At 56.8% G+C, this 14,087-nt stretch carries 10 protein-coding genes and 2 tRNA genes; 3 read left to right on the top strand and 9 right to left on the bottom strand.

Going from position 1 to position 14,087, the window contains the following annotated elements; genetic code table 11:
• Nucleotides 1–138 precede the first annotated feature (138 nt).
• Entirely contained in the window at nucleotides 139–1,239 is a 1,101-nt protein-coding gene (locus LCM31_RS11395; protein WP_224870194.1) for an AraC family transcriptional regulator, read from the bottom strand.
• Nucleotides 1,240–1,252: 13 nt separating this feature from the next.
• Nucleotides 1,253–1,480, bottom strand: a complete 228-nt coding sequence (locus LCM31_RS11390; RefSeq protein ID WP_010132830.1) for a hypothetical protein — start codon at nucleotides 1,478–1,480, stop codon at nucleotides 1,253–1,255.
• A 385-nt stretch (nucleotides 1,481–1,865) separates the two neighbouring features.
• Between LCM31_RS11390 and LCM31_RS16340 the strand changes: the two genes are divergently transcribed.
• Nucleotides 1,866–1,988 (top strand): hypothetical protein, encoded by a 123-nt coding sequence (locus LCM31_RS16340; protein WP_263601075.1) that lies wholly within the window; start codon nucleotides 1,866–1,868, stop codon nucleotides 1,986–1,988.
• A gap of 91 nt (nucleotides 1,989–2,079) precedes the next feature.
• On the opposite strand, the gene LCM31_RS11385 is transcribed toward LCM31_RS16340, so the two are convergent.
• The 7 genes from LCM31_RS11385 to LCM31_RS11355 all read right to left on the bottom strand — a co-directional run bounded on the left by LCM31_RS11385 (nucleotide 2,080) and on the right by LCM31_RS11355 (nucleotide 13,590).
• Nucleotides 2,080–3,507, bottom strand: a complete 1,428-nt coding sequence (locus tag LCM31_RS11385; protein WP_224870192.1) for a class II fumarate hydratase — start codon at nucleotides 3,505–3,507, stop codon at nucleotides 2,080–2,082.
• 173 nt (nucleotides 3,508–3,680) lie between these two features.
• Nucleotides 3,681–4,115: a hypothetical protein gene (locus LCM31_RS11380; RefSeq protein WP_222227842.1), complete on the bottom strand. Its 435-nt coding sequence runs from the start codon at nucleotides 4,113–4,115 to the stop codon at nucleotides 3,681–3,683.
• A 153-nt stretch (nucleotides 4,116–4,268) separates the two neighbouring features.
• Nucleotides 4,269–6,305, bottom strand: coding sequence for an NAD-dependent DNA ligase LigA (gene ligA, locus LCM31_RS11375; RefSeq protein WP_224870190.1), 2,037 nt, complete (start codon nucleotides 6,303–6,305; stop codon nucleotides 4,269–4,271).
• A 121-nt stretch (nucleotides 6,306–6,426) separates the two neighbouring features.
• Nucleotides 6,427–7,854 (bottom strand): cell division protein ZipA, encoded by a 1,428-nt coding sequence (zipA, locus tag LCM31_RS11370; protein ID WP_224870188.1) that lies wholly within the window; start codon nucleotides 7,852–7,854, stop codon nucleotides 6,427–6,429.
• Between the two features lie 135 nt (nucleotides 7,855–7,989).
• Nucleotides 7,990–11,493: a chromosome segregation protein SMC gene (gene smc, locus LCM31_RS11365; RefSeq protein ID WP_224870186.1), complete on the bottom strand. Its 3,504-nt coding sequence runs from the start codon at nucleotides 11,491–11,493 to the stop codon at nucleotides 7,990–7,992.
• 275 nt (nucleotides 11,494–11,768) lie between these two features.
• A complete protein-coding gene (ccmI, locus tag LCM31_RS11360) occupies nucleotides 11,769–13,055 on the bottom strand; it encodes a c-type cytochrome biogenesis protein CcmI (protein WP_224870184.1) in 1,287 nt (428 codons plus the stop codon).
• On the bottom strand, nucleotides 13,048–13,590 hold the full coding sequence (locus tag LCM31_RS11355; protein ID WP_224870182.1) for a cytochrome c-type biogenesis protein: 543 nt from the start codon (nucleotides 13,588–13,590) through the stop codon (nucleotides 13,048–13,050). The genes ccmI and LCM31_RS11355 overlap by 8 nt, the downstream gene beginning before the upstream one ends.
• A gap of 197 nt (nucleotides 13,591–13,787) precedes the next feature.
• Here LCM31_RS11355 and LCM31_RS11350 point away from each other — a divergent pair.
• Both LCM31_RS11350 and LCM31_RS11345 read left to right on the top strand, forming a co-directional pair.
• Nucleotides 13,788–13,863: transfer RNA gene (locus LCM31_RS11350), tRNA-Val, on the top strand.
• 50 nt (nucleotides 13,864–13,913) lie between these two features.
• Nucleotides 13,914–13,990: transfer RNA gene (locus LCM31_RS11345), tRNA-Asp, on the top strand.
• The last annotated feature ends 97 nt before the right edge of the window (nucleotides 13,991–14,087 follow it).

Raw genomic sequence — 14,087 nt, 5'->3', positions numbered from 1 at the left:
GACGGGTGAGTCAAACAGGGTACTGAGGAAGAAGGAAAATGACGCGCAGGCCACAAAATATAGCGCTGACTAGCCGGCCACAAATGCCAAAATCAACGAAGGGAAAGGTAATATTCGAAAAATTGCGCAGTGTGACGGCTAGCCGTCGACGGCCGAGCCCCGTGGGCTCTTGCGATATTCCCCGGGGGTAACACCGGTCCACTTTTTAAAAGCCCGGAAAAATGCGCTGGCCTCATCAAACCCGAGCATCTCTGCAATCTGCGTGTTGGAAAGATCGGGGCAGCTCAAATAATGAAAAGCAGCCTCCATTCGACACTCGTCCTTCAATTTTTGATAGGAGGTGTTTTCCTGCTGCAATTTCCTGCGCAAGGTGGTGACCGACATATTCAACCGCTCGGCGACCGCTTCCGCCGGGGGCATGGATTCGCTCACATCGCGATTCAGAATCGTCTTTACCTTGGTCTTGATGCTGTTTGCACTGCCGTCGCTGATCACCAGGTGATAGGGCGCGGTGCGGATAAAATCCTCCACCGTCTGGGGGCTTTGCACCACTGGATAATCCAGATAACGGCTTTCGTATTCCAGGGCATTACCCGGCTGGTCAAACAGCAGCTCGCCCGCCTCGCTCTGCGCAAGCGTCTGAAACTCTTCGGGACAGGGAAAAGAGAAATGCAATTTGGCCAGAGGAATTTCGCGCCCCACCAGCCAGCAATAAAATCGATGCCACACTGCCAGCGTGGTACGGATAACACTTGGGGAAGTATCTGCAATTAGCGCATCAAATTCACCGGACTGCAAAGAACTGATCCCCTGGATCACCACTTTGTCCCGGCCCCCTTCCTGTGAAAGTACCGGCTTAACCCGAAATCCGCGACAGATTTCCATAAACTCTGCACTGAGGGTGATGGCTTGCCGCACCGTCGCACAATTCACCACGGTCAAACACAGTAAGCGAAAAGAGCCCGAACGCACTCGACCGCCACTGAGCATGCCAAACCATTCGTCCTGTGCCAGCCACATCACCCGCTGATACAAACGGCCGTAAGTTACCGCAGAAAAAGCCGCGGTATCTTCCAGGTCGTGCTCGGAAATTCCGACCGCAGCCAGAAGCTCTGCACGGTCGCAACCGCGGTTCGAAGCCTCTTCCAGCAGGCGCTGAACATAGGCAATCGGAATGCGAATGTCATCGCCTTGCGCGTGGCTCGCGCCGGCAACCAGTGATTGTGAATCGCTACCCATGCCCTACTCGCGATCAGCGATCGTCGTGGTGACGATTTTTGGAATTACGATTTCGCAGCCAGTTCAGCAGCGCGCCAAAACCTAGCGCCACCGCAACAATCACAGCGAGGAAAATCAGCATCAGTACCAGGTAGCTGAGCAGGTCTTCTACCGGTAAATCCCAGCTCCACACCGCCGCTGCAATAAAGGCGAGACAGGCGAGAACGCTGGTAACAAACGAACGGCGGCGTTTTCTAGCCATAACTAACTTCTTTCATCCAGATATGAATGATTGGTCAACGAAGGACTCCACACTACCCTAGCGGCTGCAGGCGTCCTGCACGACACAATCGACAGCGCCGACCTTTATACTATAGCGATAGGGTGCACACACTATCGAGAGAGACGGGCCACAGGCACGAGAGCCTCGGGGCCTGGTGCACCAGGGTCGCACCGTGCAAACTTCCGGTGCGGCATTGCGCCAAATACGTCTTCTGGTACGCGTGGTGTGCCAGCCCAGATCTCTCAACGGCGCCGAATCCTGCAACATTGGTCTACCCGTGTCAACGCGGGTCACGTGTAAGTTTGAAGTCAAACATTGGGCGCGGGGCAGATATGTCGCCCACTCAAAAGGCTCGTCAAAGGCTATGCACAAACGACTCTTATTCCGCGCTGAGGACAGAGCAGCACTGCGCCGCCTGGGCATTTGGGTTGAATGGATGATGCTGATCGCAGGTTCCATGCTGCTCGGCGTACTGATATTTGCCTGAACGAAACCACACATCGCGCCTCCGCGTGGTGTCCGGTTCGGTCTCGCTTGGCGCCTTGTAGTCTCTGCTCTTCCCTCCTCCGGCTATCGATCTAATCTCCGCTCACGATACCACCCCCACTCAGGCGGGAGGGATCGAGCAGCTTTTCCAGCTCCGCGCGCGAGAGTTCCGTCATCTCCTCAGCCACATCCAGTATCGGGCGGTTCCTTTGGTACGCCTGCTTCGCGATTTCTGCAGCCTTAGCGTAACCGATCACGGGATTGAGCGCGGTGACAAGAATGGGGTTGCGCACGAGCGCTTCCTGCATACGCAATCGGTTCACGGTAAAGCCCGATATCGCCTTATCCGCCAGCAAGCGCGACGCGCTTGCGGCAAGCTGAATACTCTCTAGCAAACAAAACGCAATGACCGGCAACATAACGTTCAGCTGAAAGTTGCCACTTTGCCCAGCGACCGTCACCGTCGTGTCGTTACCGATAATTTTCGCCGCAACCATCGCGGTGGACTCGGCAATTACCGGGTTTACTTTTCCCGGCATAATACTGCTGCCAGGCTGCAAGGTTGGCAGGGCAATTTCGCCAAACCCCGCTAGCGGCCCGCTGTTCATCCAGCGCAAATCGTTGGCAATTTTCATCAGCGCAACCGCCAGAGTTTTGACCTGACCCGATACTTCAACCGCAGTATCCTGACTGGAAATAGCCGCAAACGGATTTTCCGCGGGCCGCGGTGCAACGCCACAATCAGCCCCTAACCTGAGCGCAAACTCTTGCGCAAATTCATCGTGCGCATTCAGGCCCGTTCCCACTGCCGTTCCCCCCTGGGCCAGAAACTCCAGGCGAGGCAAGGTGCATTCGAGGCGGGCGCGGCACAGCTTTATCTGCGCACCCCACGCGGATACCTCCTGTGAAAATGTTATTGGTACAGCGTCCATTAAATGGGTGCGTGCGGTTTTCACCACGTCGCCCACCTCTTCCGCTTTTTGATCCAGTACGTCACTGAGGTGCACCAGCGCAGGCAACAGTTCGTTCTGAATCGCAAGTAACGCTGAGAGGTGGATGGCCGTTGGAATCACGTCATTACTACTCTGACACATGTTGACGTGATCATTGGCACGAATGGAAAGGCCACTCGCTGCGGAGGCAAGGTGTGCGAGCACCTCGTTCACATTCATATTTGTACTGGTGCCGGAACCCGTCTGGAATACATCGACAGGAAACTGTTGTGCGTAGTCTTCGTCGGTGAGGCTATCACAGGCCTGAATGATTGCATCCGCGATCGCGCTGTCCAGTAGCCCCAAATGCACATTGGTTTGCGCCGCGGCGCGCTTGATCGCGACCACTGCGCGAACGAACGCGACGGGCATCACATAGTCACTTACCGGAAAGTTTTCTACGGCACGTTGCGTCTGCGCCCCATATAGAGCCTGCTGGGGCACTTTGATTTCCCCCAGACTGTCTTCTTCTGTTCGAAATTCAGAATCCGCGGCCGAACGATTTACCTCGCTACTTTTGTTCTGCACCGGAGACTACCTCCTGAATTTCCCATAGAACATCACCCGGCTCCGCACGCAGACCGGGAAACCAGTACAGGTTAGTGTCGTCAGAGGGAATTTGGCAGAGAAGACAGGTTCAGAAGAGAAGTTAGCAAACGAGGGAGATCCGTCGGCGAAAGGCTATCGAAGGTAAGCCCTTGTCAGACGCTTACCTTACCTTCCTGAGTCCATTCGCAACGCACCTGCATCTCGCCGCAACCTGGCTCGTGGTACAGGCCCGCAGCCTCCCAGGTGAAAGAATGCGTTCCGGATAATTCGGTCTCTAGATGCACGGTAGCTGACACCCAGTACATACTGCGCAGCAACTCTTCGAATTTTTGGATCCAGTGATTCCACTCGTACTCAACCGCTCGATAAGAGGCACCGAAATGGATCACATCGGTCTGGTATTGGGATTGTTTGACCTTGATAGTGGGTACCGCAAACATATCGCGGCACAGAAAGGGCCATTCGTCGGCACTGGGCAACGCGAGCACAGCTTCACGGTTGACGCGACGACGGTCGCTGCCACCGGTGAGACTGTTGCTGTCTTTGATACAGCCGTAAACGATAGATTCTTGATCGCCCTGAATCACGCTGCGCTAACCCCTACGCTTTCCCTGCCAGACGATGGTCCGTCTGGCAGGTCAATTCAACAAATACAGCGCCAACTGTAACGGGGCAATCGGGAGAATTCTAGCGTCAGATGCCGTGAAATTTTCGACCCGATCGCATTTCCAGCAGATCGATTAAATTTCGACGCCCCACTCCCGCAGCTTCGCCATCAGCCCTTCTTCATCGAGCACCGGCAAGTTCAATTCTTGCGCTTTGTTCAATTTTGAACCAGCTCCGGGGCCTGCAACCACCGTATGTGTGTTCGCGGAAACGCTGCCGGCCACCTTGGCACCCAACCGTTGCAGATAGTCTTTGGCTTCACTGCGCGACAGGGTCTCGAGTTTACCCGTGAGCACCCAAGTTTGCCCCGCAAGCGGTTGGCTACCGGTTTCCTGGACTTCTGCTTCCCAGCGCACGCCCGCCTGCTGCAATGCAGCGACCTCTTCGAGATTGTGTGCCTGCTCAAAAAACTCGGCCACATAGTGTGCAACCACAGGCCCAACATCCTCCACCTGCTGCAAGGCTTCGCTATCCGCCTGCATCAGGTGATCCAGATCGCCAAAGTGACGGGCCAAATTTCGTGCGGTGGCCTCACCCACTTCGCGCACGCCAAGGGCGTACAGAAACTTGGGCAGTGTGGTGTCTTTACTACGCTCCAGCGCATCCAGTAAATTTTGCGCGGACTTCTCACCCATACGCTCCAGCCCCATCAGCGGCTCCAGAGACAGGTGATAAAGCCCGGAAACCGAGTGTAAAAGCCCTTCGTCGACAAGCTGCTCCACCAGCTTATCGCCGAGACCATCGATATCCATAGCTTTGCGCGAGGCAAAATGCTTGATCGCCTGCTTGCGCTGCGCACTACAGATCAGGCCACCGCTGCAACGGGCCACGGCCTCACCGGGGGTTGCCTCCACCGGGGAATCGCACACAGGACAGTGGCTGGGGAATTCGATATCGCGGGCGTCCTCGGGGCGACGGCTCTCGACCACAGAAACCACCTGCGGAATCACGTCCCCCGCACGGCGAATAATTACCGTATCGCCGATTTTCACGCCAAGGCGCTCGATTTCATCGCGATTGTGTAATGTGGCATTGGAAACGGTAACGCCACCAACGAATACCGGCTGCAAGCGCGCCACCGGGGTAACCGCGCCAGTGCGTCCCACTTGAAACTCCACATCCAACAACTGGGTCATTTCTTCTTGTGCGGGAAATTTGTAGGCAGTGGCCCAGCGCGGCGCACGCGCAACAAAACCCAGGCGCTTTTGCAAGGGAATACTGTTTACCTTGAATACAATACCATCGATATCGTAGGGCAGCTCGGCGCGCTTTTCGCCGAGCTTTCGGTGGTAATCAATACATTGCTGAATGCTTTCCGCTACCGCCATTTCCGCATTAATTCGAAAACCCCAGAGGTTGAGTTGCGCAAGAATATCCGTGTGGCGCTCGGGCAATTCACCACCCTCCACCAGCCCGACACTGTATGCGCACATTTCAAGGGGGCGCTGCGCGGTGATACGGGAATCCAACTGACGCAGGCTGCCGGCGGCAGCATTGCGGGGATTCACAAAAAGTTTGTCTCCGGCGGCCCGCGCCTTGTCATTGAGCGCATCAAAGCCGGCCTTGGGCATATAAATTTCGCCGCGCACCTCAAGTACGTCCGGCACATCATCCGCAAGCAATTTGAGGGGGATCGAGAAGATGGTGCGCACATTTTGGGTGATATCTTCACCAACGGTACCGTCACCACGGGTGGCTGCGCGCTCAAGTAATCCTTTGCGGTACAGCAAACTCACCGCAATACCGTCGAGCTTGGGCTCACAGGCGTACTCGACGGGTTCCGCACTGTTCAGGCGCTCGCGAATACGGCGATCGAAATCTTCCATATCTTCGTCACTAAACGCATTGTCCAGCGACAGCATGGGCAATTCATGACGAATCTGGGTAAAGGCCGCCAGCGGCTCAGCACCGACGCGCTGGGTCGGCGAATCACGGGTAATCAGTTGCGGGTGGGATTCTTCCAGCTGTTGCAGCTCGCGCAGGCAACGGTCGTACTCCGCATCCGGCAAGTCGGGTGCGTCCAGCACGTAGTATTCGTAGTTTGCTCGATTGAGGATATCGTGCAGCTGCTCCGCGCGCTGACGGGCTTCCGGGGGAATTGCTTTAGTCATTTTCTATCCGCAAAAACGGGAAATTCTTGCCGGTTACAGGTTGTATTAAAGAGAGAAACACGTGCGACAGGCGGGAGCCAAGAGTTTTTCACGCTCCCGCCGCCGTCATTCGGAGGAGCTGTCAGGCCTGCGCGCGCGCCAGTGCCTTGCGGCGCTGAAATTCCATGACGCGTTGACGATAGTGCTCCGCGGTCTGCGCGGTAAACACACTGCGATTCTCATCTTTGAGTTCGCCGCCCAACTGCTCGGCGATGTTGCGTGCGGTCGACAGCAGAGTATCGAATGCCTTCAGTGCCTCCACTTCTGCGGGCAACGCCAGGAACAGGCTGACGCCCGGTGTGGTAAATTCTTCCATATCCGACATATCGAAGGTGCCGGGCACCACGATATTGGCGAGGCTAAACAGGGCTGGCCCTTCGCCGGCCTCGCCACAGTGGTAGTGGAAAATATTCATATCGCCAAAGCGCAGGCCGCTGGAAAGCAGCACGCGCAGCAGGTCATTGCCTTCAAAGCAGTCCCCGGCAGGCGCCATGATGTTTAAGATCAACACTTCCTCTACCGTGCGCTCGGCGCGAGCACTTTCGCTGCGCTTGCCCGAACGCTTCGAGCGGTCGCTGTCCGCCCGGCGACTGCCAGTGTCGCTAGTAGGGAGTTCCGAAGATTCGCGGCTAACGGAAGCGGACTTCTTGAGGTCCGGGAATTTCAATTCCGGCAGTTTGAGATCCGGCGCAGCCCAGGATCTCTTCGCCGGGCTTTCGTCCTCTTCTGCGTGAGAAGCTTCCGGCAGCGCCTGCAAGGATTCCAGGCTCACCGACTCATCCAACGAAGGTTCGCGGCGTTCGGGAAGTTGTGGCTCATCACTATCCGCAGACAAGGCTGCAATCGGGTCAGACGCTGTATCTTCCGAATCTGTTGCCGGATCGAAATACAAGGTATCAGACGCAGGCTCACCCTCAGCAGTCTCGTTAAACGACTTACTCTGTTCGGTGCGCGACGCAACCACCGGCTCCACCGAGTCCATCAGGGTCGGCACCTGCTCTTCAAGGTTTAGAGATGCCTGCTGCGGTACGTTCGGTACTGGCGCGGCAACTGAAGCGGAGCCAGACGCAGTAGCACCCGGTTCTGCACTCTCGCCTCGCTCCGGCTTGCTACCCGCAAGGGGTTTACGCGACGAGTGGAAATTCTTCTGCACCTGCCGATTCACCTGACTGGCATCCTCAGGTTTACGTCGCTGGACCACGCGCACAGTGCCGGGAAGTTCGGCAGCAATCTGGCGGCGCTTTTCTGCCTCTTCCGGATCGATGTACTCCAACTCCGATTCTTTGGGCGCTGCGGGTGCTTCCTGAACAGGCGGCTGCCAATCCGACTCTTCTTTTAGTTTGCGCGGCGGCGACAGAATATCGTCATCCGCCATTTCCTGACGCATGGAACGCGACAGGTTGCGAGAAACTTTTACCGAGTCTTTGTGCTTTAGATAGGCGCGACGAGCGCCATCAAGCACCACGCCGAGAATGATCAGCGCGAGAAGATTAATCAGCCAGTTATCCATTTTCTTGCCCCTCTCCCTGTGCCGCTGTGCGAGGACATTCTTGTCCCTGAACCGACCGACACTGAATCTGGCAATTCAGATTCCAAACGTTGTAGTCCATCGGGATCTTCCGACTCAAACAACATGTTTCCTTCATCACGCAGACGCCAGCTCCGCTGCCTCTTCCACATCCACAGACACCAGACGGGATACACCCGGCTCGTGCATGGTTACACCCAACAGCTGGTTGGCCATCTCCATGGCAATCTTGTTATGGGTAATGTAGATGAACTGCACGTGCTCGGACATTTCTTTAACCATCCGTGCGTAACGCCCCACGTTGGCGTCATCCAGCGGGGCGTCTACCTCATCCAGCATACAGAATGGTGCCGGGTTCAGGCGGAAGATGGAAAATACCAAGGCGATTGCCGTCAGCGCTTTTTCACCACCGGACAGCAGGTGAATGGTGCTGTTCCGCTTGCCGGGTGGGCGCGCCATGATGGCGATACCGGTGTCGAGCAAATCGTCGCCAGTCAGCTCCAGATAGGCGTGACCACCGCCAAACACCTTCGGGAACAGCTCCTGCAGGCCGCTGTTCACCTGATCAAACGTCTCCTTAAAGCGGGTACGGGTTTCCTTGTCGATACGACGGATAGCGTTTTCCAGGGTTTCCAGCGCGTCGTTCAGGTCATTGTACTGACTGTCCAGATAGAACTTGCGTTCGGACTCCTGCTTGTACTCGTCGATGGCCGCCAGGTTAATCGGGCCCAAGCGTGAAATACGCGCTGCCACCAGTTCAATATCCTGCTGCACCGCGTCCATGGTTAACTCTTCGGGTAGCTCTGCCAGCAGGGCGTCGAGCTCATGCCCGGCTTCCTCAAGCTGTTCGACCAGACCGTTACGCTGTGTTTCGAGGGTTTGCGCGACCAGACGCTGCTGCTCAAGCTGCGCACGCACGCCCTGCAGCGCCGATTCAACCTTGTGACGCTCCTGCTCATGGTTGCGCAAGGTGGATTCCACCTCTTCCATTTTCTTGCGCGCTTCGCCAAGCTCGGTCTCCACCTCAATACGCTGACCGAGCTTGTCTTCGAGTTCGGCCTGGAAGTCCTGGGATGGATCCTGTGCATCTTCCATCTGGCGCTGCAGCTGTTCGCGACGCTCGTGCAGGCGTTCAACCTGCTCCCGCAGTACTTGCAGCGTGCGTTCCAAAGACACTTTCTGGGTACGTACGGATTGCTCGCGCATCGCCAATTCGTGGGAACGGTCTTTATCTTCTCGAGCGCGCTGACGCGCTGCATCCAATGCCTCGCGCAACTCTTCACGCTTGGCCAACAAAGTTTCGCGACGATCGGTATCGTCACTCATGGCCTCGACCGCTTCCTGCAACACCATACGGGCTTCAGAAATGGATTCGGCTTCTAGTTCTTTCTGTTCTTTAACTTCAGCGATTTCCGCCTCGATGCGACGGCGACGCTCGTCCATCTGTTCCTGGCGCGCGCGCTGGGCAGACAACTGGCTGCGCAGGTCACCAACGCGGCGGCTCAGCTGCTCGGCGCTGTTGCGCCCCTGCTCAATCGCGGATTCCAGCTGCGAAGTGCTCGAGAGCTGCTGCTCGCGCTGCTCGGAAAGCCCTTCAATGCGGGCTTCACAGGCTTCAAGTTCCGCCTCCAGGTTTTCCAGTTCCTGCTTGCGCGCCAGCACACCGGATTCCGCATCGCCACCACGGCTGACTTTCAGCCAGTTTGGGCCAACCCACAGGCCGTCGCGGGTGACAATGGATTCACTCGCCTTCAGCTGATTGCGCTGCGCCAGCGCGCTGTTCAGGTCTTCTGCGGTGTAGATACCATCAATGAGGCCGCTCAGAGACGCAGGCCCATCGATCACGTCGGCCAGTTTCGGTAGGACACCACTCGCCGCAGCAGGTGCACTGCGGCCGTCAACAAATACCGCCTGACCACCGTCAAAGCTGGACAGGGTTTGTTGCAGGGAGTCGATCTGATCCACGCACACCGCCTGCAGCTGAGCACCGAGGACGGTTTCTACTGCGGTCTCCCAGCCAGCACTTGCGCTGATTTGCTCGGCCAGGCGTGGGCGGCCCTGCAAGTTGTTCTGCTCAAGCCAGCTGGCGACATTTTTGCCCTGCCCCATAGCGGCCTGCTGCAGTGCTTCGAGGGAAGCCTGACGACCGCGGCTGGTTTGCAACTGCAGACGCTCTTTGTCCAGATCTGCGGACAGCTCGGTCTCCTTGCGGCGCAGGTCAGAAAGCGCTTCTACCTGCTGGGCAATGGACTCACGCAGCTCTTCCAGCTGCATTTCCAGCTCGGCCAGCTCTTCGTTCTGCTCTTCCAGTTCGATTTCATCTTCGGAGACCGACAGGCTCTCGCGCTCCAGCTGCAGCTTGGTAATACGGTCCTGCAGGCGCTGCGCCGAGGTTTCCAGATGCTGAATACGGGACTGTTGAACTTCCGCGCGCTGGCGGGAGCCGGACGCGCCCTGGTTAAACTGATCCCAGGCGTTCTGCCATTCGCGCATTTCGTCTTCGGCGGTCAATAGGGTTTGTGCAGATTCTTCTTCTGCGGCCTGCACCATTTCCAAATCGGGGGTAATTACTTCCAGTTCAACATCGAACTCTTCGGCTTTTTCCTGATCCGCCGCGAGGAGCGCCACGGACTCGCTGTGCTCCTGCTCGGTACGGGCAAAGTCAGACTGCAAGGAGGCATTGCGCTCGCGGGCATGGGAAATACTTTGCTCGAGGCGCGCGATGTCGGCGCCGATAGAATAGAAACGCCCCTGCACTTCGTTAAACGCATCGGAAAACTCGTGATACGCCACGCGCTGCTCTTCGATACCAGTATCGAAGCCCACCTGACGAGTGACCAGTTCTTCCACGGTCAGTTCAAGTTCACCAATCTGCTGCTGTTTGCCTTTTGCCTGATCGTCCAGATCTTTGTATTTCAGGCCCTGCAGATGGGCTTTGTGAGTACGTTCTTCTTCTTTGAAGCGGCTGTATTTTTCGGCCGCTGCGGACTGGCGCTCCAGACGCGCCAGCTGGCGGTCCAGTTCATCGCGAATATCGGTCAGGCGCTCGAGGTTTTCTTTGGTGCGGCGCATGCGGTTTTCGGTATCGCGGCGGCGCTCCTTGTACTTGGAGATACCCGCCGCTTCTTCGATAAATACCCGCAGCTCTTCCGGCTTGGCCTCGATCAGCTTGGAGATCATGCCCTGCTCGATAATCGCATAGCTGCGCGGGCCCAGGCCGGTACCCAGGAACAGGTCGGTCACGTCGCGACGACGACATTTCTCCCCGTTCAGGTAGTAGTTGTTCTGACCATCGCGGGTAACCTTACGCTTAACGGAAATTTCGCTAAACGCGGCATATTCTCCGGTGAGTTTGCCGGCGGAGTTATCAAATACCAGTTCGATGGAAGCCTGCCCTACAGGCTTACGGCCACTGGAGCCGTTAAAGATTACGTCGGTCATGGAGTCGCCACGAAGGTTCTTCGCAGACGACTCACCCATTACCCAGCGCACCGCATCAATGGTATTGGACTTGCCACAACCGTTTGGGCCGACCACGGCGCTCAGGTTGGAAGGGAAGTAGACGGTGGTCGGGTCGACGAACGACTTGAATCCGGCCAACTTAATACACTTCAAACGCATGGTCTTTTAACTCGGTAATACTCGGCAACCGTACAGCTACTTTGCTCTGCCGGACGCTCTTCGTTGTACTTTCAAAAGGTTCAAACAGTAGGTTCAAACAGGGAATTCGCAGAGGTCTGACTGAGCAGTCCGCACGAATCGCCAGTTTGTCTTTGCAAACAGACGATTGTACATGGCTATGAGCCGGGTTTCAGCGCTATTTTCGGCCGAAAATACGGGAAGACCGGTCGCACCGAGAGGTGCAACCGGGAGGTGCGGTATCGATCAATAAACCATCAAATCTGCTGATCAATCACAATGGATAGGGGCTTCGACCAGTCTTCCCTGGCCAGCATCTTGACCTCACCCTGCCAGTCACCAGGCGCCGGCCGTGCATTGCCACCGACCGCCAGACGGGCGACCACCTGCACCTGATCAACCGTTTTTAGGCTGCGACCGGGCATCATTGCCCGCGATTCATCCAGTACCACACGTGCCGGCAGGTCCGCCGCAGTGAGTCGCACAATCGCCAGCGGCATTGGGCTTTCCGCAGTGCGCGCGTAGACAAATACCGGCGTGGAGGGACTGTATTTGACCGCATCGCCCAGCGACACGGTAACCGCAATACTGTTTTCGTCCGCCGACTGAACCTTAGAGGCACTCTCTTCCGCAGATTCGGATGCTATAGCGGTGGAATTCGCTACCGCTTCGCCACCAACCTTGGCCAGCGCCGCTTCCGCGCGCTGCACCCCGGCCGCTAGCGCCTGAGCTGCGTTAGAACCCGGCGTCAATTGATTGAGCGCGCGCTGCCAGTGAGACTTCGCGGCCATATAATTCTTTTGCTCAAAGGCGGCAATACCCGCCAACCCCAACGCCGTGGTGTTATTTGGCTGTGTGGCCAACACCTGCTCCACTTCGCGGATTACTTCGGCCGTGATTTTCGAGCCATTGGCAAAAAACAGCGCCTGCGCCAGTTCCGCGCGAATATTGACCGCTTCTGGCTCCTTGGCAACGATGTAACGGTACTGAGCCAAAGCGCCCTGTATATCGTTACTCACCAGCAGACGCTGGGCCAACATGTAGCGGCTGTTCAGGTCTTCCGGATGGCTTTCAACACGCTTACGCAGCTGTTGAGTGATACGCGCCTCAACCACCATATCCGACGCACCGGACTGGCTGGCCACAATATCCCGGTACAGCGCGACATCGTCGTGCGCCCCCCAATAGAAATACAGGCCGAGTGCCGCCAGGGGCACCGCGAAGGCCAGAGCAAACAACAGCCCGCGGCCACCATCTCGGCGCTGCGCCAACTGGTAGCTACCACCCTGCTCCTCTGCCAACAGCTTGCGCGCAAGCTCGGTCTTTAGCGAAGCATATTGCGCCTCGTCGATCGCACCATCAGCGCGAGACTGCTCAATTTCTGCGAGGTGCTCGCGGTACAGAGCTGCCTGAGAAGCACCCTCGGGGCCATCCGTATTCGCCTCTGCGCGGCGCGCTTTGTGCCTCTTCCCTACCAGCGGCCAAGCAATTACCAACGCCAAAGGCAGCAGTAGCAACGCCAGCATCATCCACAAATCAATCATCACGCTTACCACCACCCTGTTGCTCACCGTTCAACAGCTGCGTAAGCCGCTGGGATTCTTCCGCGCTCAATTCCGCGCCCTCCTCCTCTTGCCGGCCTCCACGACCATTGCGAGACCGGGCCACGATCAGGATAAGTGACAAGAGGCCCAGCGCGGCAAACACACCCGGCGCAACCCACAGCACCATGGTGTTGCGTTGCACCGGTGGCCGATAGAGAACAAAGTCGCCATAACGGGCCACCATGTACTGATTAATCTCTTCGTCGGTGTAACCTTCCTCGAGCAGGCGACGAACCTCGCGGCGCAAATCGGTCGCGACCATAGAATCCGAGCCGGCCAGATTCTGGTTCTGACACTTGGGACAGCGCAGCTCCTCAATCAAAACCTCATACCGCGCCTGCAACTCAGCGCTCGGCAGCCTCTCCACCTCGACGGCGGCATAGCTGGAAGGCAAGAACGCGACCATTGTGACCAGTAGAGTCAATGTGGCGGCGATCTTTTTGGTAAGAGACGCGTCGATTCGTTTTTTCTGCACTGATTTTCTCCGGCGGAAATTCGCCCGATTATAGCAGCGCCTTGGCCCGCAGACACCCATGGCAACAGCCCCCGGACCACAGTGAGACCGGCGGTCATAAAGCCCCCAAAGAGGCATAACTCATTGAATTGAAAAAAATTTTTCAAAAAGCGTTGACGCCCCAAAAAATATCATTACTATACGCAGCTCCTGACGCGGGGTGGTTAGCTCAGTTGGTAGAGCGGCGCCCTTACAAGGCGTAGGTCACAGGTTCGACCCCTGTACCACCCACCACTTTCCTTTAGGTCTGCCAGGCAGATTTGACAAAGGAATGTCAGGAATGCGGACCGGTAGTTCAGTTGGTTAGAATGCCGGCCTGTCACGCCGGAGGTCGCGGGTTCGAGTCCCGTCCGGTCCGCCATATACAGAAAAGGCTCACACGAAAGTGTGGGCCTTTTTTGTTTGCGCCATATTAGAAAAATCTACGCAGAGAGAAAAAGCGCCAAGCAGCGAGCACA

Source organism: Microbulbifer agarilyticus (genome assembly GCF_020171345.1).
Taxonomy (GTDB): Bacteria; Pseudomonadota; Gammaproteobacteria; order Pseudomonadales; family Cellvibrionaceae; genus Microbulbifer; species Microbulbifer agarilyticus_D.
Note: the sequence above shows the minus strand (reverse complement) of the source record. Positions and strands in the feature narration are given on the sequence as shown.